Raw genomic sequence first — 18,581 nt, forward strand, 5'->3', positions numbered from 1 at the left:
ACTTCACGCGGTGTCATGCAGCTTCACGAAACGCCACCGACCGGATCCAGCCCGCGCCACCTCATTCCTGAGCGCCATCATCCGCGCCGAGCGCCGCTTTCTCGTCGCTAGCGCTCAATTCGCGCAACCCATGCTGACCCATCAGCCGATACAGCGTCACACGCGAAATATTCAGATCCACCGCCGCCTCGTTCAGCCGATGACGATGCCGCAGCAGCGCCGCTTCGATCGCGCGCTTCTCGGCAGCCTCGCGCGCTTGCGTGAGCGTCATGGTCTGCTGCTCGGTGAAGTGCGCGAGATCGAGGTCGTCGGCGGAAATCAGCTTGTTCTCCGCCATCACGATCGCGCGCCGCACCCGGTTGATCAGCTCGCGGACGTTGCCGGGCCAGTTGTAGTTGTAGAGCGCCTCGATCGCCGACGGCGTGAAGCCGCGGATCTTGCGCGCGCTGTCGGTCTTGAACTTGTGCAGGATGTGCTGCGCGAGAATTTCGATGTCCTTGCCGCGCGCGCGCAGCGGCGGTTCGTCCACCCGCAGCACGCAGAGCCGGTGAAACAGGTCGGCGCGGAACTGGCCGTCGCGCATCGCGCCTTCCAGGTCGACGTGGGTGGCGGAAATGATCCGCACGTCGACCGGAATCGATTCGCGTCCGCCGAGCCGCTCGATCTTGCCTTCCTGCAAAAAGCGCAGCAGGCTCGCCTGGCTTTCGAGCGGCAGGTCGCCGATTTCGTCGAGCAGCAGCGTGCCGCCGTCTGCAGCCTCGACGCGGCCGATCTTGCGCTGATTCGCGCCGGTAAATGCGCCGCGCTCATAGCCGAACAGTTCGGATTGCAGCAGATGGTGCGGAATCGCGCCGCAATTGATCGCGATGAACGGCGCTTTGCGGCGCGGCGAACGCTCGTGAATAGCGAGCGCGGTCAGCTCCTTGCCGGTGCCCGACTCGCCCGAGATGAACACGCTCGCGTCGGTGTTCGCCACTTTACGGATGGTACGAAAGAGCTGCTGCATGGCTTCGCAGGTGCCGACCATTTCTTCGTCGCCCGACTCGCTCACGGGCGGCGCGGCTTCGGGATCGCACAGCGTCACCATGCCGTATGCGTGGCCGACCAGATAGTCGACCGTGGCGTTGGCCACCGGCACCTTGACGAAGTCGAAACAGTAGTGGCGCACGAGGCGCCGTACCACCGGATCGTTGAGCCGTTCACTGGTGGCGAGCGCGATCCAGCCGACCTGCTGCTGGCGCAGGCTCGCTTCGAGTCCGGCGAGGTCGCGCGGCGGAAAGCTCGCCAGATCGACGATGCCGGCGCAAGCCACATCGGGTTTCACCAGCCGGCCGAGCTCATGCGCCGAACGCGCCGCCAGGACGTGCCAACCGCGGCTTTTCAGATGCGCGATCAGCGTGTCGTCCGGCGTGCGCGCCACGTACAGCAGCAGGCGCTCGACGCCGGCGTTGGCCACCGCGGCCAACGGCGCCGCGCCGCCGATCGTCGCCACCACCGCCGCAGGCCGGCCTGTCGCGACATCGACGGGACAGCGCGCCGCCATCTCGTTCGGCAGCGCCCGTGCCCGCTGCGCGCCCGATCCCGCTCCGGCGGCCGGAGCAACACTGGTCAGTTGAGGTGATTCACGCACGTTCGACCTCGTTTCGTTGACACGTCAGAATGTGTAGGGAAACCGCATGCCGACCACGAAGTTCGGCGCGTCGGGCGTCAAGCCGACCGAGACCGAGCCGTTGATGGTCAGGTGCTTGTTCACGACGTGGTTCAGGCCAAAATTCAGCGCCGCGGCCGTCGTCTCGCTGCCCGGCACTTTTTCGTATGAGCCGCCGGGGGCGCGCGTCTTCGATTCGGGTGCGAGCGCCATCGTGTACGAGATGCTGGCCGAGTCCTTGTCGGAGAATGCGAGCGCCACGCCGCCGCCGAACTGCACGATGTCGCCGAGCTTGACCGTCGCCGGCTGGGTTTGCCCCTGCACCGACGAGATGTCCGCGAACGAGCGCGCGACGTTGTAGGTGTAAGAGAGGCTGCCGAACAGCACCACCGGGTCGTAGGTCTTCAACAGCGAGACGCCCGCCGTGATGTTCCAGAAGCCCGTGCCGGTGGGCAGCTTGCCCGGCGCCACCAGATTGGTGTTGTTGGCGTCCAGCTGCACCAGCTTCTCGCCGAACGGCGAGGTGCCGGTCGGCGCCTTGATGCGCAGGCTGCCGACCACGTCCGGCAGGCTGTTGGTCTCCTTCAGAAACTGGTAGTAGATGCCGAAGTTGACGTCGCCGATATTGCTGCTATTCACCGATGCATCCGACATCGTGCTCGCCGCGCCGCCCGCGCCGCCCACAATGAAGTTGCTATGCCGGTAGATGTACGGCACGTCGACGTCGACACTCATGCGGTCGGTCAGGCCGTAGCGCGTATCGAGATCCGCCATCAGCTGGTGCGACTTGGTCTCGCCCAGATTGATGTTGCCGAGGAAAATCGCGTCGAGCGCGAGGAAGCCCGACAGCTGCAGCTGACGGCGATCGTAGTAGGTGTCGCTGATGCCCCAGTCCATCGTCAGCTTGTGGTCGAAGAGTGGGGCGTGCTCGCGCTGCACGACCGCTTCTTCGGCCTGCGTGCGCACAGGCTCGGCCGCTTTCTGCGTCTGGCCGATGGCGCCGCTGCCGTCGCTCGCCGGCGGCAGGCCGCCTGCGCTGCTGCCTGCGGGCGTCGGCGGATAGACGGGCACGCCGGTCGCCGTGCCCGTGTTGCCGCCGGTCGCGGGGGCGCCGGGGCTGACCTGGGCGAGCGGCGGCAGCGGCACCGGCAAGCCGTCGGCGCCGGGCTGTTCAGCCACGGTGTCGCTGCCGGCCGGCGCGCCGGCGCCCGGTACGCCGCGGCCGCGTTGCGCCATCTCCAGATTGGTCACCTGGCGCTCGAGTGAATGAATTTGCCGCTGTTGCTCGTCGACGACCCGCATCAACGTATTCAAACGTTCTTCGACCGATTGTCCAGCGAGCGCCTGGGCGCCCGCCCCTTGCGAAAGTGCGAATAGCATGACGGCGGCCGGAATGGCCGCCAGTGCCATGCGCGGCACCTTCTTCGACGAAAGACTGTTCATTTTGTGTTCCCCCGGTGTTCGGGCCGCGTACCCCCGGTCCTGACGATGCGCGGCCTGACGTGTACTGCCTTGCTACGGTCGGCGGGTGGCGGCCCGCGTGCTCACCTCCTGTTTTGCAGCGCTTGTAGTACGCCTAACTGGCGGATCATCGAGGCCGACATTGGCTGAGTTTGCAAATGCAGCTGCAATGCGTTGACGACTTGCTGGTTATTGCCTGCAATCTGCAGCAACTGGGCGATTTGCCCGTTGCCCGGTGTGACCGTCTGGGTGGCGAGCCCAGCCGGCGTCTGCAGCGCGACACTGATGCCGTTGCTGCCGAACGAGATGCCGGCTTTGACGGAGCCGGTCGAATTGCTGGCCGCGGCTGACGGGGCATTGGCGGTGCCCGCGAGCGCCGCGGCGTTGTTGTTGAAATCGATGAGAGCGGAATTGGCGCCGCTGTTACGGTCGCCCGCCACCTGTGTCACTTGTGAAACACCGTTGACCGTGATGCTCTGGCCGCCGTTGACGTAAGCGTTGGGATTGGCCCCGGAGTTGGCGGCATTGGTGTGGCTGCCGGGGCCGCCGCCGGTCACGCTCGCGAGCGTGCTGACGGACGTCGTCACCTGGCCGAGCGCGTTCTGGGCCGCGCCGAGCGTGCCCTGGGCGACGGCGGTCACGCCGTTGGGCAGTTGCCATTGCGAGATGATGTTCAGAACGAAGCCGGAGATCATCGTAGCGCCGGCATATTTGCCGGTCTGTCCGGCGAGGACGTCGTCGTCCACCATCTGCACCTTGACGGCGGCGGAACCGCTGTCATGAGAAGCGATAAATTCAGGCAACTGCGGCGAGCCGGAGCCCGATGCCGCCTGGGCGCTGCCGCTGGTTCCGCTCAGGCCGCACATCATGGTGCAGATCGCGAGCCCGAGCTGGGTGAGGTGTTGCTTCATGGTTGGTTCAGAACAGGTCTGCCTTGATCAAGCCGTACTCGACGAAGGGAGTCGCAGCGGTGCCGTTGGCCAGCGCGCTGGCGCGCAGCTTGAGCGCGAGCGACTCGTTGTCCTGCAAGAGCGGGGAATCCTCCCTGAAGGGTTTGCCGAGGACCGCGAATACCAGACCGTTCCAGGTCCGCATGAAGTCCTCTTCGAGCACGATGCGATTGCCGAGGGCAGGATCCGCGATGAACACGCGGCCATCCTGCGCATGCTTGACGATCACGAAATGCTCGTACCCGTCGATGTTCATCAGAACCATCACGGGAATCTGCAAATGCTGGAGCGCGTCGGCGTTGACCCGGAAGCCGCGGCCGCGCAAACCGATGGTCTCGACGAATTTCTTCATGTCGAGCATGGAGAAGCCATTCTTGACAACGACTTCGGGCGTGGAGAACACCATCATCCGGCGGATCAGTTCGGTTTCCGGAATATCGATGCCATAGCCGTATTTGAGGAGCGTAGCCAGCGCCGCCGCACCGCAGCTGTAGTCGAACTGCTGATTGACGATGTGGCTGTAGCGGATGTCCTTCATCGAGCGCACCGTCTTTTTCAACGGAACGCCCGCCAGCGTGGACGTGTCGATGCTCGCCTGCGCGTAACTCTGGCCCACGCACAGGGTGCAGCTGGCCAGCGCTACGGCGAACCGTAGCGCCGGGTACCTCCGGAACCCCAACATGCTGGTCTCCCCCTTCTATACGCGCCGGCCGCTGCGATGGCTGCCGGCGCGTCCCCCCAACTACTTGCTGGCTTCTTTCTTGTGCCTGTCGCCGGCTTAGTGGCCGCTGTTCAGCGCAGCGATCGCGAGGCCGTTGTGCTGCAGGTTGCCCGCGCCGCCGGCGATATTCACGCCGATGTTGCCGGACGCGTTGGCGAGCGCGTTGGAACCCAGCATCGCGGTGCCCTGGAATTGACCCGTGACCGTCATGCCGGCGGTTTGCGAGTTGTCGTCCGTGGCGACCATCGCCGTGGTCAGCGCGTTGCCCGGCTTGGTCGTCGTCACGGCGCCGGCGAGGCTGTTGTTCTGCACGTTGCCGATACCCGAGGCGACGTTCACCCCGACGTTGCCCGTCACATTCGACAGCGAGCCGTCCCCGATCGACGCATTCAGATTGAAGTTGTTGATCCGGGCGTTGCCGCTCGACGATTGCGTGCTGAAGATCTGCGCATTGCCGAACACGTTGCCGATGTCGACTGAGGCGAGCGACACGTCATTGCTTTGGGCGTTGCCGATACCTTCCGCGATGTTGATGCCGAGGTTGCCCGAGACGCCGTTCGCCGCGTTGGTGCCGGTGGTGGCGTTCAGCGTGCCGGCCGCTTGCGTGTTGATGTGCTGCGTCACCGAGCCACGGGTCGTCACGTCGGTCGTGGTGAGGCTTGCGTCGACGCCGAATGCGGCGGCATAAGCGTCGGTGGACGAGGTCCGGCTCCTCGTGTAGCCGGACGATTGTTCGCCGACCGCCGCGAAGCCCGAACCTTCGCTGGCCTTGTAGCCCCACACCTTGCCCTGTCCGGATGCTTCCGATGCTTCGAAGCCGCCGGCCACGCCCGACGTGTTGGCGTAGCTCGATTCCCGGTAGCCGGCCTGCAGGCCGCCGGCCGCGTGGAACTGGCCGCCGCCGCCGAACGGCGTGTTGATGCCCGAATAGTTGTAGTTGCCGCCGATCGAGCCGCCGGCTGCGATATGGCCGCCGGAATTCTGGCTGGTGTGCGTGAAGCCGCCGGTGATCGCCGCTGCCTGCTGGCTGGTCTGATAGCCGCCGCCCGCGACCGAGCTGCTCTGGCTGCCATACACGTAGCCGCCCGATGCCTGATAGCCCTGCGCGCCCGATGACGAAGTCGAGTGGCTTTGCGATGCCACGGCGAACACCGAACCGCCGCCCTTGATCGACGAGCTATTGTTGTTGTACGTGGTCGTCACACGGCCGGTCGTGTAGCTCTGCGATTGCGGGTTGAGCGTCGCGTTGACGTTGACCGACTGGTTGTTGTTGACGACCGCGCCGGCCGTGCTGGACACGTGGACGCAACCATACAGGCCGACCAGACCTTCGATGCCGACCGCTTCGCCGACCAGCGTCGCATTGAACAGATAGGCCTTTTGCGGTGCGGCAAACGCGCTGCCGGATGCGGCAACGAGAACGGCTGCGGCAATAAGAGTGCGCTTCATGATTCGCTCCGATACTTTAAGTTTGGTCAGTTAAAAAAAGTGCCCGCCGGGGGACGGAGCACAAAACTGTTCGCCGTGGCATTACCGGCGCCGGCCGTCTGGTTGATCTGCACGATCCCGCTGATGTTCTTGAAGGCACCATCTGAAATCGTTGCTTCGCGTACGCTGTGAATCCCCACTGATTGCCCCAGACCTCCGTTTTTCGCGGCCGTCGCGGATAGCTCCCCATCCGCGACGGTCTCGACTCTGAGCGCAGCAGTGCCCAATTGGGTGCTGTTGCGCTGCAGATTTCCTGCTCCGGCGGACTGGTTCACCAGCACCGCACCGGATGAATTCGAAAAAGCATTGGCTTCGATCGACGCCCGCGCGTTCGTGACCTTCGCGGCCACGGCGGCGCTTTGCACGCTGGCGTTGTCGTTGCCGGCCACGCCGCCGTTCGACACCGTGATCTGATTGGCTTGCGCGTTGTTCAGGCCCGCCGTTTCGTTGACGGCGAACGCGCCCGTCACGCCGGCCGCCGCGCCGTTCGCAATGGTCGAGGTGGCGCCGATCGTCGGCACCGATTGCGCGTGGGCGTGGTTCGCCACGAGAGCGGCGCCCAGGCAGGCGAACAGCGCCGCCTGCAGCGTCCGAAGCTTGAGGGGATGCACGAGCGGGCTCATTTCATTCCTCCAAGCGCGCCGGTGAGCGCATTCGACAGCGGCGCCAGCGAGCCCGTCACCGTGGAGGTGATGGTCCCGCCGATGCCAGGCGCCGGCAGACCGATGCCGCCGGAATTGAGCGCCACGTTGTTGCCGGTCGCCTTGCCGCTGAGGATCTGGGTGACCGCCTGCATCCCGGTGCCGCCGAGCACGCCGCCGTCCGCCACGCCGCTCGACCCGTGCGCATTCGTCAGATCGGTATCGCCCACGATCTGGGCGACGGCCGGATTGAACGAGTTAGCCGGGAAAGTGGTGGCGCGCACAGCGACCGGGTCCTGACTTCTCGGCACCGGCACGAAGGCGTCGCGCGGGGTGACCGTGCGCTCGACGATGATGTCGCCAGGATTGACGGCCTGCTGCGCCATGGCGTCGATGGCAAACGAGGCGCTGAGCAGAACCAGGACGCTTGCCAGCGCCGCCGGCAACGAGGTGAGCGAGGACGCCCGCGACCAGCGTGCGCGCGGCGTCCGGTTTGAGGCAGTCATGTCGGTCCTTGCTTATGTCTTGTTGTCTTGCCTGCGGGCGGTGCATTCGCCGCACCGCCACCCCTGTTTGCTTTGCTAATCTGCTCGGCTAATTTCTTTGGCTACTTTCTTTGGTAGTTGGCGACGTTGCCCTGGGCGGCGCGTGCCGCGTCGATCGGAATCGGTAAAGGCGAGGGCGGGGCGATCTCGTCCCACAGCGTCACGTTGTTGCCGCTGCCGCCGTTGCCGCGCATGAGTTGCGGCGTCGCGGCCACCATCACCATGCCCACCGCGCCGCCGCGTTGCCGCGAGAGCACCTGGTCGTCGAGCGAAAAATCGTTCACGGATGCACCATCGGCCGGAATGCTCAGCACGTTGGCGGCAAGCTGGGAGAACAGGGTGGCGGCGCGCGTCGTCGTATCGGATGGGGCGAGTGTGGCGAGCGAGGCGTTCGGGAAGGTGGCGGAGTCTGCATCGGCGGATTCCGTCAGCGTGGCGGACGGAGCCTGTCCGGCCGCCTGTGCGTTGGCGCCAATGGGCAGCATGATCAGCGCGATTGCGGTGCAAAGTGCCGCGCATGGTGCAATGCTGCCCAGATCGATGCGGAAAGCGAGTCGCATGATGTGTCTCCTTGGTGCACGGCATTTAGCGAAACGTGTGCCATCGCTCGCAATCCATTGATGGATCAGGATGCGAGTCAAAACGTGGGAGTTGCAATTGAGAAATCGGACAAAAACGTTTCAATGCTGAAACGGCGAGCAGGAAATACCTGTAATTCGTTAATTCGGGCGGTACGAACTACCTTGGGTCTACACCCAGGAAAAGCGCTTCCACTAATGTTTTATTCGTCGGCTGAATAACTGTTTATCGCCCGCGGAACCGCGCTGGGTAAGGTGTTAGCGATTAAATTCGCATAATTGTTTTCCAAGCGGCGCGCGTATAGTAAGCTCTCGAAAAAGAGCTTCAGATTTAAAAAAGCCCGCTAACGGGCCGTCTCAAACACACACGCCGCTTTCTTGGGGATCAGCTGTCCGCACGGAATGGAATGGCCGTTCGGTTTTTGCTATATCGCGAATCCCGAATGAGTCAGCGTGTCTGAACTTGTTTCAGGTGCGTGCGTCATCCTTAACGTTCGTTGACGAGAGGATCTGAATAATGGAACCCGCAACGCGGCAACTGATTTACGTTTCGCGCGATCCGAGCGCGGAGCTGAATACTCGGTTTCACCAGCGCGGCTGGCATGTCGAAGTCGTGGGGTCGGCGCGCGACGTGCGTCGGGCCGTTCGCGCCGGAATGGCGGCTGGCGGCCTGCTGGATCTGTCTAGCGAATTTCAGCCACACGAAATCGCCGCCTTCGAATCCTGCCTGACCATGCCGAACGTCGGCTGGGTCGCGGCCACCATGCCGGGACAACTGCAAGACGCCGCGTTGCGCCGGCTCGTGCGCGACTACTGTTTCGACTACGTCACGGTGCCGTATTCGGGCGACAGGATCGTCGATTCCGTAGGTCATGCGTACGGCATGATTTCGCTCGGCGAAACGGCTTCCAACGATGCATCGCAAGGCGCCGAAGGCGAGATGGTCGGCTCGTGCGACGCCATGCTCGCGCTGTTCCGTTCGATCCGCAAAGTGGCGATGACCGACGCGCCGGTTTTCATCTCGGGCGAATCGGGCACGGGCAAGGAACTGACGGCGGTCGCCATTCACGAACGCTCGGCGCGGCGCAATGCGCCTTTCGTGCCGATCAATTGCGGCGCGATACCGCCGCATCTATTGCAATCCGAACTATTCGGCTATGAACGCGGCGCGTTCACCGGCGCCAATCAGCGCAAGATCGGCCGGGTGGAAGCGGCGAACGGCGGCACCCTCTTTCTCGACGAAATCGGCGACCTGCCGCTCGAAAGCCAGGCGAGCCTGCTGCGCTTCCTGCAGGAGCGCAAGGTGGAGCGCCTCGGTGGGCACGGCGCGATCGACGTCGACGTGCGCATCATCTCGGCCACGCACGTGGATATGACCGCGGCGATGATCGAAGGTCGGTTCCGCTCCGACCTCTACCACCGTTTGTGCGTATTGCAGATCGATGAACCGCCGCTGCGCGCGCGCGGTAAGGATATCGAACTGCTCGCGCGTCACATGCTGGAACGTTTCAAGAAAGATGCAAGCCGCCGCTTGCGCGGCTTCGCGCCGGACGCGATCGCGGCGCTGCATAACTACGGCTGGCCGGGCAATGTGCGCGAGCTGATCAACCGCGTGCGGCGCGCGATCGTGATGTCGGAAGGGCGCGCGATCACGGCGCGTGATCTCGAGCTCGCCGAATACGTCGAGATCGTGCCGGTGTCGCTCGCGCAGGCGCGTGAAGCGGCCGAACGTCAGGCGATCGAGCTGGCGCTGTTGCGTCACCGCGGGCGTCTCGGCGACGCCGCCCAGGAACTCGGCATTTCGCGCGTCACGTTATACCGGCTGTTGTGCTCGCATGGCATGCGCCATATGGAAGGCGAGCCGCTCGCTACGCCGCACGGCGAATTGCCGGCTTCGGTGCCGCATCTGTAAATCGTTTGACGGGCCTCGCGGGTCTCGTGGGCCGGTAACGATTTCAGCAGAATCTTCAGCATATCGAGCGATTCTGCGACCGGTTTCACGCCGTGCGCTCGCGCCAATCTCGCACCACCTCGGCTCACCTTTCTCTCGATATTTTCGATGCCGCGCGTCACGCCCGGGCGTCGTCCGGCCGCGCTTGTTAAAATCGGGTTTTCCGCTCAATCTCCGTGACGCCCGGATCGACCCGGTCAGCGTCTCGTCGAAGGAACCCGAATGAAACAATACCTCGACCTCGTCCGCACGATTCTCGATACCGGCACGTGGCAGGAGAACCGCACTGGCATCCGCACCATCAGCATGCCGGGCGCAATGTTGCGCTTCGACCTTCAGCAAGGTTTTCCCGCGGTCACCACGAAAAAGCTGGCGTTCAAATCGGCAGTGGGCGAACTGGTCGGGTTCCTGCGCGCTTCGCGCAGCGCGGCGGATTTCCGCGATCTCGGCTGCAAGGTGTGGGACGCGAATGCCAACCAGAATCCGCAATGGCTCGCCAATCCCTATCGGCAGGGTCCGGACGATCTCGGCGACGTGTACGGCGTGCAGTGGCGCCAGTGGCCGGCCTACAAGGTGCTGGATGCGGACGCGGGCGCGCAGCTGGCCGACGCGACCGCGCGCGGTTTCCAGGTGGTGACCGAATTCGAGGAAGACGGCCGCAACAAAATCCTGCTGTACAAGGCGATCGACCAGCTGCGCCAGTGTCTCGACACGATCATGCAGAACCCCGCGGACCGGCGCATTTTGTTTCATGCGTGGAACCCGGCGGTGCTGGATCAGATCGCCTTGCCGGCTTGCCATCTGCTGTATCAGTTTCTGCCGAATGTCGTGACCAGGGAGATTTCGCTGTGCCTGTACATTCGCAGTAACGACATCGGGCTCGGCACGCCGTTCAATCTGACCGAAGGCGCGGCATTGCTGCATCTGGTCGGTCGGCTGACGGGTTACACGCCGCGCTGGTTCACCTATTTCATCGGCGACGCGCACATCTACGAGAACCAGCTCGACATGTTGCAGCAGCAGCTCAAGCGCGAGCCGTACGAAAGCCCGGCCTTCGCGATCTCGGAGCGCGTGCCGGAGTATGCGAAAACCGGTGTGTACGAGCCGGAATGGCTTGAAAAGATCGAGCCGTCGGATTTCTCGCTGGTCGGCTACCGGCATCACGAGCCGCTTACGGCGCCGATGGCCGTTTGATCGTCTGCCGGTTCGGTAAGCGGGGTCGATAAGCGGCCCATTCGCATAAAGAAAAACCGCCGCGATGCGAATCGCGGCGGTTTTTTTACGCTCTCTGCCGACTCGCAGGCGGGAGGCGTTCAGCCTTTGCGATGCTCGTCGTGGTTGCCGCCGCCCGAATGCTGGTCGCCGTGCTGTGGCTGTGCCTGAGGACGCGGCTGCTGCGCCTGCTGCGGACGCGGTTCCTGGTGCGGCTGCTGTTGCGGCTGCGGATGAAACTCCGGCCGGGGCTGTTGTTGCACCTGCTGCTGGCGCGGCTGCTGTTGAGGTTGAGGCTGCGGCTGCGGATGAAACTCCGGCCGAGGTTGCTGCTGCGCCTGCTGCTGACGCGGCTCCGGACGCGGTTCCTGGCGAGGCTGCTGCACGGGCTGCGGATGATATTCCTGACGCGGCTGTTGCTGCGCCTGGGTTTCTGCCGGACGCGGCGCCTGCGGCTCGGGCTGACGCTGCAGTTGGGCCTGCTGCTGCGGCGGCTGTGGTTGCGGTTGCGGTTGCGGCCGATTTTCCGGCTGACGCACCTGCTGCTGTTGCTGCTGGGCCGCCGGATTCTCCCCGGGACGCGCCGCGCCGTTTTGCTGCACGCCGGGCTGTTGCGCGAACGCCAGTCGTCCGGCCTGCGGCTGCGGAGCGCCATGCTGTTGGGCTTGCTGCGCCATCGGCGTATGCGGCTGAGTCCAGGCGGGCTCGCGACGCCCGTTAAAAGCCGGGTTCACGCCCGGCTGCTGACCCGCCTGCTGCGGCAATCCCCGCTGCTGCTGCTGTGCAAACCCCGCCTGATTGCCGCCGATCGCTTGCGGCGGACGCGGCACACCGTTCGACGGATGTCCCGACTCGCCAAGCTGCGGCCGCTGGTTGGCCATCTGCGGCGGCATGCCCGGCCGCGCTTGCGGTTCGCCGCCATGCGCTGCTTCACCCGGCCGCTGAGCGGCTTGCTGTTGCATAGCGCCACCTCCACCCGGCGCACCCGGCGGCATCCCCGGACGCGCTTGCTGCTCTCCACCGCGAGGTGCTTCGCCCGGCCGCTGCTGCATCCCATTCGGACCACCCGGCGCGCCCGCAGCCATGCCCGGCGCACGTCCGGCGATATGCGATTGCACGACCCGCACGTTCTGCACCGGCAGCGCACTCGGTCCACCCGCCATGTGCGCCGGCACCGAGGTCCGCACGATCGGCTGACCGCCGCCCGGCACCCGTCCGCCGCTTTGCGCGAAACGCTGCGCGAGGCTGTCGTGGTAGGCCGCCGGCATCGCCGGACTACGCGTCGCCACCACCGGACGCGCCATCACCGCCGCCGGCGGCCGGTAATTCGCATTGCGCTGGCCCGGCCCGAAACTCTCCCGCACCGGCGCGATGCCCGGGCCGCCCGGGTTGATCTGCGCGTTGCGCCATTGCCGCGGATCGACCTTCTGGGCAAAACGCCCGACCGGCTGTCCGTGCACGAAGGCCGTCGCCGGCACTGCGGTCACGGCGCCCGGCGCGCGGTAGTTGATGTACGTGTTGTGAATGTTGGTCACATTCACGTTGCGGTTGTAGTTGTTGACGATCGTCGTCCGGTTGACGCGGTTGTAATAGCCGGGACTCCAGTGATCGTGACCGCCCCAATGCGGATGCCACGGCTCGCCTGGCCCGAGCGGGAACCACGCGACGCCGGCTGCGATCGCTCCGCCGATCGCCAGATCCACACCCCAGTTCACGCCGCCGCCACCGCCGCCCACGAAAGCGACGAGCGCCGGCGCGTAGACGGGCGGCTCGCTGACCGCGACCGGTCCCGGCACCCATGCCCACGTGTCGTCGACCTGCGCCCAGCGGCCGTAGTGGTAGGGCGCGAAGCCCCACGGCGCGTCGTCGACCCAGGTCCAGCCCCACGGCGCCTGCCAGACCCAGTGGCCGTCGTGATAGGGCGCCCAGCCGGCGGGCGTGCCGCGCGGCACCCACACTTCGCCGTATTGCGGCGAGCTTTGCCACGTGCCGTTGGCATCGAGGTCCTGGTAGCCGGGAATGTCGCGCGACACGTAGCGCGCCGACACCGAGCGGTCTTCCGCTGCGTCGCGGTCGGCGGCCCACTGATCGAAGGCGTCGAGGCCGGGCGCGCCGTTGTCGGCGACCTGTTGCAGGTTGGTGCCGCCAAAGCGGATCTGCTGGCCGGCCGCGACCGGCACCTGGCCGCTGTCGCCGTATACCGTCGCGCCGCCGCTGCGCACGGTGACGGTGGTGCTGCTGCCGTCCGGCGCGACATCGACGCGGTAGTCGCCGGGACCGTCCAGGCTGAGCGCGAGATTCGGCGTATCGATCTCATAGGACGAGCCCGGCGCGAGCTCGCGCACGCGTGCCGACAAAGTGCCTTGCGCGACTTTGAGCTGGGCGCTGTTGTCGTCGAGATTGAGCAGATCGAGACTGGTGGACGGCCCGAGGCGCACCGCGGTCGAACCGATGTGGAGTTCGGAGCGGGCGTTCTGATCGTTCCACAACTGGTCGCCGGTTGTGAGCGGGCGGTTGATCTGCGCGTACGACCAGTCGGTGGCGCCGGCCGGTTCGGTGGTCACGGCGCCCGCCGTGTAGTTCAGGCGCGCGACGCGGCCGGGCGGATCGGTGTTCTGCGTGGCGGCGGCGCTCTGCGGCGCCTCCTGCTCCTGGATCTCCTGAGCGAAGGTGGCCTGGCCTGCCAGCAGGAAGGTGGCGGCTGCGATCAGCGTATAGCCGATAACCCGGCGGTTCGAATAGCGGTGTGGGGTGACTGTTCTCATGATTTAGCTCCGACGGACGCGGCATCGTGCGGCATCCGTGCAGTCACTGTACCCGTGGCGTTTGTTTCAAGACCCCCACTTTTGTAAGGCCGCCTCACCACCGTGTAACAAAAGGTCTCGATAAGGCGATTCGTAAGCAGGTCGCCGATTTCCTGGCACCGCGTCAGGCAAAAGCCAGGCGCGCGTCACGCAGCGAGAAACGCGTCGAAATGACGATGCCCGGCCGGCGTGACGCGCAGAATTCGTGGCCGCTCGGTGCGCTCTACCCAGCCGTGCGACGTCCAAGAATCGAGCAGCGCCGCGCCGAGGGCGCCGCCCAGGTGCGGACGGCGCTCGCTCCAGTCGGGGCAAGTGCACGCAAAGCGGCGGCGCCGGGTTTTCTGGGCCGACATGTCGATGCCCCAGTCGGCGAGGCGGGCGAAGCCGTCGGCGGTGGCTTCCAGCGACGTGCCGTGCAGCGTCAGCAGGCCGCGTTCGACCAGCTGCTCGAACACGCGCACCGACAATTCGCCGGCCATATGGTCGTAACAGGTGCGCGCGTAACGCATGTCGAGCGGCACGGTGCGCACCGGGCGCGGCACGGGACGCTGCGGCGCGCTGACTTGAGCGACGTTGGCGAGCGCTTCGATCGACGCGGCGATATCTGGCGACGCGATCCTGAAATAGCGATGCCGGCCGCGCACTTCAAGCGCGAGCAGGCCGCCGTCGGTCAGGCGCGCGAGATGGGCGCTGGCCGCCGATGGCGAGAGCCCGGCGATCATCGTCAGCTCACCGGCCGGGCGAGCGCTGCCGTCCATCAGCGCCCACAACATGGCGGCGCGGCCGGGATCGGCGAGCAGTGCGCCGATGCGGCTCAAGCCGGGGAAATGGTTCTGTTCGTCTGCGAGGGTGGCGGGCATCTGATGTCTCCGGAGAGCGGCGCTTTTGTCGCGCCATGTAGTCCACTGTATCGGGCTGCGCGATTCGATGTTTCAGCTTAGCGTGAAGTGTCGAATGCGGCAGCTACGAAAACCTGGCAGGTGGGGAGCGTGTCGCGGGTTGGGCGTTGGCCCCCGAGGCGCGCTTTGGTGGCGCGGGACCGCTGCCGGGAGCCAAGGCTGCCCTTTGGTCGCGCTGGGTTGAGCTGGTCACACATGTCGCGCTTCGGTGGCGCCCAAGACCGCCAGGCTAGAATCGAAGCCTGTCCTAGCAGGAAACACGCAGCCATGAAAACTCTTCTTGCCGTTCTTGCTGCAGCCTTGCTGCTCGGTGCATGCGCGCAGGGCGGCGCGGCGTCGGGATCGGGCGCGGGCACCGGCAGCATCACGATGTACGGCACCATCGACGAAGGCATCTCGGTCCGCAAATAGGCGAGCTGTCGGCGATTAATCACTCATGGCAGAAATTGATGCATCATTGGCATCTCTGCCATCGGCGCTCATGTGACGATCGGGTCAACTCACTTCCGCCGCCCTGAGACCTATCGATGCCACCGTCCGCCGCTTCCACCGTCCCCGCCCATTCAACCGGCCTGCGCGACACCGATCCACACGACCGGCGCGCCGCGCGCGTGCTGGCCGTGTGTCAGGCGCTGTACACCTCATCGGTATCGATCGATCTGACGCTCACCGGCCTGGTCGGCTACACGCTTGCCGACGACAAAGCGCTCGCCACGCTGCCGTTCTCGCTGATCACCGTCGCCGCCGCGCTGACGACGATCTTCGCGTCGTTCCTGATGGCGCGCATCGGCCGCCGCGCGGGCTTCGTGCTCGGCGCGGGCGTCGGCGCGTTAGGTGGCGCGATTTCGGTGTGGGCGATCTTTCATCACAGCTTCTGGGCCTTCTGCGCCGGCACGGCGACGGTCGGCGTATTCCAGGCGTTCGCGCAGTATTACCGGCTGGCCGCCGCCGACGCGGTCGGCATCGAAGACAAAAGCCGCGCGATTTCGACCGTGCTGGCGGGCGGCGTGGTGGCCGCCGTCTGCGGGCCGCTGCTTGCCGCATGGAGCAAGGACTGGCTGGCGCCGGTCGCATTTGCGGGTTCGTATGCGCTGGTAACGGGCTTCGGGCTTTTGTCGATTGCCTTGCTGGCGCTGCTGTATCGCGACGCGGCGCCCATCGCGAGCACGACGTCGACTCACGAGGCGGCACGGCCGCTCGGCGAGATCGTGCGGCAGCCGATCTTCGCGGCGGCGCTCGCCAACAACGCGCTCGGCTACGCCGTGATGATGTTTGTGATGACCGCGACGCCGATCGCCGCGGTCGCCTGCGGCCACACGATCGGCGACGGCGCGCAGATCATCCAGTGGCACCTTGTCGGCATGTTCGCGCCGTCACTGTTTTCCGCGCGGCTCATCAAACACTTCGGCGTGCTGCGGGTGATCGGCGCGGGCATTGTGCTGTCGGCGCTGTGCGGCGTGCTCGCGTTGCGTTCGACCGATCTGCCGCATTTCTACGCCGCGCTCGCCTGTCTCGGCGTGGGCTGGAATTTCATGTTCGTCGGCGGCTCGACGCTGCTCGCGCAATCGTACCGGCCGTCGGAGCGGGCCAAGACGCAGGCCACCAGCGAGTTCACGACCTTCGCGTTTTCCGCGCTGGGTTCGCTGTTCGCAGGTCAATTGCTGGCCCGTTTCGGCTGGGCGACGATCAATGCCGCGATATTTCCGCTGCTCGCGGCGGCGGCGCTGGCCACGCTCGGGTACGCGTGGTCGCGCAAGCGGCAGTTAATGGCGGAGGTGTCCTGATGGCGGCGCGTCATATCGTTTTCGCGGTCGCACCGGATCTGGTGCTGCTCGACGCCTGCGGACCGCTGGAGGCGTTCTGGCGCGCGGAGTTGACGGTCGCCGCGACGGCGGGGGCGGGAGTCGCCCAAGCTGTGGACAGCGACGCGGGAGTCGCGCGCGATCCGGGCCTATCAGGCGTATCGGGTAGTGCGGCGAATTCGACTGGTGCTGCTAAGCCGGCGAGTTCGGACGACGCGGCTAATCCGTGCAGTGCGGCTAGTGCGGCCAGTTCCGCCAGTTCGCCCAGCCCGGGTGGCCGCGTACCGCAACCCGTGGCCTACCGCACGACAGTGGCCTCGATCGACGGCGGCATCTTGCAGACTTTCCCAGGCTTGCCGATCGTCACCGAACGGCTCGATTCACTCGACGATCAGCCGATCGACACCCTGATCGTTCCCGGCGTCCCCGTCGACGAACATTGCACGCTGCAACCGGAACTCGTCGCTTGGATCCGCCGCCATGCGCCGCGGGCGCGGCGCGTGTGCTCGGTGTGCACCGGCGCGTTCTATCTGGCGGCGGCGGGCCTGCTCGACGGCCGCCGCGCGACCACGCATTGGCGCGACGCGCCGCGCCTCGCGCAGCGGTTTCCCAAGGTCCACGTGGACGCCGATCCGATCTTTATCCGCGATGCCGGGCATCACGAAGGCGATGGCGTCGTCTGGACGTCGGCGGGCGTGACGGCGGGCATCGATCTGGCGCTGGCGCTGATCGAGGAGGACGTCGGTCACGCGGTCGCGATGCAGGCGGCGCGGCGGCTGGTGGTTTTCATGAAGCGGCCGGGCGGGCAGTCGCAGTACAGCGCGGCGCTGGCGGCGCAGGCCTCGGCGAACGGGCCGTTCGAGGCGCTGCATAGCTGGATGACGGCGCATTTGCGCGATGACCTGTCGGTCGAGCGGCTCGCCGAGCGAACCCGGATGAGCCCGCGCACGTTCGCGCGGCGCTACGTCGACGAGGTCGGCCGCACGCCGGCTAAAACCGTCTCGGCGCTGCGTCTGGAAGCGGCTTCGCGCGCGCTCGCCGAATCGCGCCGGCCGCTCAAGCGGATCGCGCTCGACTGCGGATTCGGCAGCGAACAGAACCTGCGGCGGGCTTTTCTGCGGCGCTTCGGCGTGCTGCCGCTCGATTATCGCGAGCGCTTCATGTCGGCGGCCGCGCCGCAGAACGGGGCCGTTTCCAGAGCCGCCTCAGAGGTTGCCGAGGCGGGTTGAACGCGCATCTACAGCGAAAGCTCCCCGCAAGCCAAACCCGCGCTCCGACCGGACTTCTCCCGCGCGCCGCATCCCGGCCACGACGTGTCAATATGGCGCTCGTATAATCGCCTCCTTTCAATGCATCCGATTGACCGGAGTCAACATGAGCAACCCTTCCGTAGCGCCGCTGGACCGTTCCGAAACCACTTTCCGTTTTCTGGCCGAGCCGAGCTCGGTCAACTTCGGCGGCAAGGTGCACGGCGGCGCGTTGATGAAGTGGATCGACGAGACCGCGTATGCGTGCTCGGCGGTGTGGTCCGGTCGCTATTGCGTGACGGTCAGCGTGGGCAATATCCGCTTTCGCCGGCCGATTCTGGTCGGTAACCTGGTCGAGCTGCGCGCCCGCGTCGTGGCCACGGGCCGCACCAGCATGCACATTCATGTTTCGGTGCAGGCGGGCGATCCGAAAGGCGGCGAACTGCTGCAAACCACGGATTGCCTGATCGTGATGGTCGCCGTCAACGAGAACGGTCAACCAGTGCCCGTGCCGGCCTTCGTGCCGGAGACGGACGAACAGAAACGCCTCGCCAGGTACGCGATGGACGTAAAGGAAGCGCTCGACGCGATCGTCGAACTGAAGCCGGAGGAGGTGGCGCAGGGGAAGGTTTGA

At 65.8% G+C, this 18,581-nt stretch carries 16 protein-coding genes; 6 read left to right on the forward strand and 10 right to left on the reverse strand.

The window, feature by feature from the left end; translation table 11 throughout:
- Positions 1-61: 61 nt before the first annotated feature.
- The 8 genes from PQR54_RS31225 to PQR54_RS31260 all read right to left on the reverse strand — a co-directional run bounded on the left by PQR54_RS31225 (position 62) and on the right by PQR54_RS31260 (position 8,014).
- Entirely contained in the window at positions 62-1,630 is a 1,569-nt protein-coding gene (locus PQR54_RS31225) for a sigma-54 dependent transcriptional regulator (protein WP_408252542.1), read from the reverse strand.
- A 24-nt stretch (positions 1,631-1,654) separates the two neighbouring features.
- Positions 1,655-3,091 (reverse strand): hypothetical protein, encoded by a 1,437-nt coding sequence (locus PQR54_RS31230; RefSeq protein ID WP_408252544.1) that lies wholly within the window; start codon positions 3,089-3,091, stop codon positions 1,655-1,657.
- Positions 3,092-3,192: 101 nt separating this feature from the next.
- Positions 3,193-4,020 carry a peptidase C39 gene (locus tag PQR54_RS31235; RefSeq protein WP_408252546.1) on the reverse strand — a complete coding sequence of 276 codons (828 nt, stop codon included), beginning with the start codon at positions 4,018-4,020 and terminating at the stop codon, positions 3,193-3,195.
- A gap of 7 nt (positions 4,021-4,027) precedes the next feature.
- Complete coding sequence (locus PQR54_RS31240; protein ID WP_408252548.1) at positions 4,028-4,741, reverse strand: C39 family peptidase; 714 nt, start codon at positions 4,739-4,741, stop codon at positions 4,028-4,030.
- A 96-nt stretch (positions 4,742-4,837) separates the two neighbouring features.
- Entirely contained in the window at positions 4,838-6,229 is a 1,392-nt protein-coding gene (locus tag PQR54_RS31245; protein WP_408252550.1) for a FapB/FapC family functional amyloid domain-containing protein, read from the reverse strand.
- A 26-nt stretch (positions 6,230-6,255) separates the two neighbouring features.
- Complete coding sequence (locus PQR54_RS31250; RefSeq protein WP_408252552.1) at positions 6,256-6,891, reverse strand: FapB/FapC family functional amyloid domain-containing protein; 636 nt, start codon at positions 6,889-6,891, stop codon at positions 6,256-6,258.
- On the reverse strand, positions 6,888-7,415 hold the full coding sequence (locus PQR54_RS31255; protein WP_408252554.1) for a FapA family amyloid fibril periplasmic chaperone: 528 nt from the start codon (positions 7,413-7,415) through the stop codon (positions 6,888-6,890). Before PQR54_RS31255 ends, PQR54_RS31250 begins: the two co-directional genes overlap by 4 nt.
- A 101-nt stretch (positions 7,416-7,516) precedes the next feature.
- A complete protein-coding gene (locus tag PQR54_RS31260; RefSeq protein ID WP_408252555.1) occupies positions 7,517-8,014 on the reverse strand; it encodes a hypothetical protein in 498 nt (165 codons plus the stop codon).
- A gap of 535 nt (positions 8,015-8,549) precedes the next feature.
- Here PQR54_RS31260 and PQR54_RS31265 point away from each other — a divergent pair.
- Positions 8,550-9,944, forward strand: coding sequence for a sigma-54 dependent transcriptional regulator (locus tag PQR54_RS31265; protein ID WP_106283797.1), 1,395 nt, complete (start codon positions 8,550-8,552; stop codon positions 9,942-9,944).
- A gap of 261 nt (positions 9,945-10,205) precedes the next feature.
- The gene (locus PQR54_RS31270) at positions 10,206-11,177 is read left to right on the forward strand and encodes a thymidylate synthase (protein WP_408252557.1); all 972 of its coding nucleotides are present in this window, start codon (positions 10,206-10,208) and stop codon (positions 11,175-11,177) included.
- 119 nt (positions 11,178-11,296) lie between these two features.
- Here the strand turns inward: PQR54_RS31270 and PQR54_RS31275 are convergent, their stop codons facing one another.
- Positions 11,297-13,960 (reverse strand): DUF6600 domain-containing protein, encoded by a 2,664-nt coding sequence (locus PQR54_RS31275; protein ID WP_408252559.1) that lies wholly within the window; start codon positions 13,958-13,960, stop codon positions 11,297-11,299.
- Positions 13,961-14,145: 185 nt separating this feature from the next.
- Positions 14,146-14,859, reverse strand: a complete 714-nt coding sequence (locus PQR54_RS31280) for an ArsR/SmtB family transcription factor (RefSeq protein WP_408252561.1) — start codon at positions 14,857-14,859, stop codon at positions 14,146-14,148.
- 306 nt (positions 14,860-15,165) lie between these two features.
- Here PQR54_RS31280 and PQR54_RS31285 point away from each other — a divergent pair, with 306 nt between their 5' ends.
- The 4 genes from PQR54_RS31285 to PQR54_RS31300 all read left to right on the forward strand — a co-directional run bounded on the left by PQR54_RS31285 (position 15,166) and on the right by PQR54_RS31300 (position 18,581).
- Entirely contained in the window at positions 15,166-15,309 is a 144-nt protein-coding gene (locus PQR54_RS31285; protein WP_012433925.1) for a hypothetical protein, read from the forward strand.
- A 116-nt stretch (positions 15,310-15,425) separates the two neighbouring features.
- Positions 15,426-16,682 carry an MFS transporter gene (locus PQR54_RS31290; RefSeq protein ID WP_408252562.1) on the forward strand — a complete coding sequence of 419 codons (1,257 nt, stop codon included), beginning with the start codon at positions 15,426-15,428 and terminating at the stop codon, positions 16,680-16,682.
- Positions 16,682-17,929: a GlxA family transcriptional regulator gene (locus tag PQR54_RS31295; protein WP_408252564.1), complete on the forward strand. Its 1,248-nt coding sequence runs from the start codon at positions 16,682-16,684 to the stop codon at positions 17,927-17,929. The genes PQR54_RS31290 and PQR54_RS31295 overlap by 1 nt, the downstream gene beginning before the upstream one ends.
- A 145-nt stretch (positions 17,930-18,074) precedes the next feature.
- The gene (locus PQR54_RS31300; protein ID WP_408252566.1) at positions 18,075-18,581 is read left to right on the forward strand and encodes an acyl-CoA thioesterase; all 507 of its coding nucleotides are present in this window, start codon (positions 18,075-18,077) and stop codon (positions 18,579-18,581) included.

It is taken from the genome of Paraburkholderia phytofirmans (genome assembly GCF_046028095.1).
GTDB classification, from domain to species: Bacteria; Pseudomonadota; Gammaproteobacteria; order Burkholderiales; family Burkholderiaceae; genus Paraburkholderia; species Paraburkholderia phytofirmans_A.

What these genes read in the sequence shown, in the direction of transcription:
- PQR54_RS31270 (WP_408252557.1), top strand. Translation starts at nt 10,206, where the DNA reads ATGAAACAATACCTCGACCTCGTCCGCACGATTCTCGATACCGGCACG.
- PQR54_RS31265 (WP_106283797.1), top strand. Translation starts at nt 8,550, where the DNA reads ATGGAACCCGCAACGCGGCAACTGATTTACGTTTCGCGCGATCCGAGC.
- PQR54_RS31280 (WP_408252561.1), bottom strand. Translation starts at nt 14,859, where the DNA reads ATGCCCGCCACCCTCGCAGACGAACAGAACCATTTCCCCGGCTTGAGC.
- PQR54_RS31300 (WP_408252566.1), top strand. Translation starts at nt 18,075, where the DNA reads ATGAGCAACCCTTCCGTAGCGCCGCTGGACCGTTCCGAAACCACTTTC.
- PQR54_RS31255 (WP_408252554.1), bottom strand. Translation starts at nt 7,415, where the DNA reads ATGACTGCCTCAAACCGGACGCCGCGCGCACGCTGGTCGCGGGCGTCC.
- PQR54_RS31245 (WP_408252550.1), bottom strand. Translation starts at nt 6,229, where the DNA reads ATGAAGCGCACTCTTATTGCCGCAGCCGTTCTCGTTGCCGCATCCGGC.
- PQR54_RS31295 (WP_408252564.1), top strand. Translation starts at nt 16,682, where the DNA reads ATGGCGGCGCGTCATATCGTTTTCGCGGTCGCACCGGATCTGGTGCTG.
- PQR54_RS31285 (WP_012433925.1), top strand. Translation starts at nt 15,166, where the DNA reads ATGAAAACTCTTCTTGCCGTTCTTGCTGCAGCCTTGCTGCTCGGTGCA.
- PQR54_RS31290 (WP_408252562.1), top strand. Translation starts at nt 15,426, where the DNA reads ATGCCACCGTCCGCCGCTTCCACCGTCCCCGCCCATTCAACCGGCCTG.
- PQR54_RS31235 (WP_408252546.1), bottom strand. Translation starts at nt 4,020, where the DNA reads ATGAAGCAACACCTCACCCAGCTCGGGCTCGCGATCTGCACCATGATG.
- PQR54_RS31230 (WP_408252544.1), bottom strand. Translation starts at nt 3,091, where the DNA reads ATGAACAGTCTTTCGTCGAAGAAGGTGCCGCGCATGGCACTGGCGGCC.
- PQR54_RS31275 (WP_408252559.1), bottom strand. Translation starts at nt 13,960, where the DNA reads ATGAGAACAGTCACCCCACACCGCTATTCGAACCGCCGGGTTATCGGC.
- PQR54_RS31240 (WP_408252548.1), bottom strand. Translation starts at nt 4,741, where the DNA reads ATGTTGGGGTTCCGGAGGTACCCGGCGCTACGGTTCGCCGTAGCGCTG.
- PQR54_RS31250 (WP_408252552.1), bottom strand. Translation starts at nt 6,891, where the DNA reads ATGAGCCCGCTCGTGCATCCCCTCAAGCTTCGGACGCTGCAGGCGGCG.
- PQR54_RS31260 (WP_408252555.1), bottom strand. Translation starts at nt 8,014, where the DNA reads ATGCGACTCGCTTTCCGCATCGATCTGGGCAGCATTGCACCATGCGCG.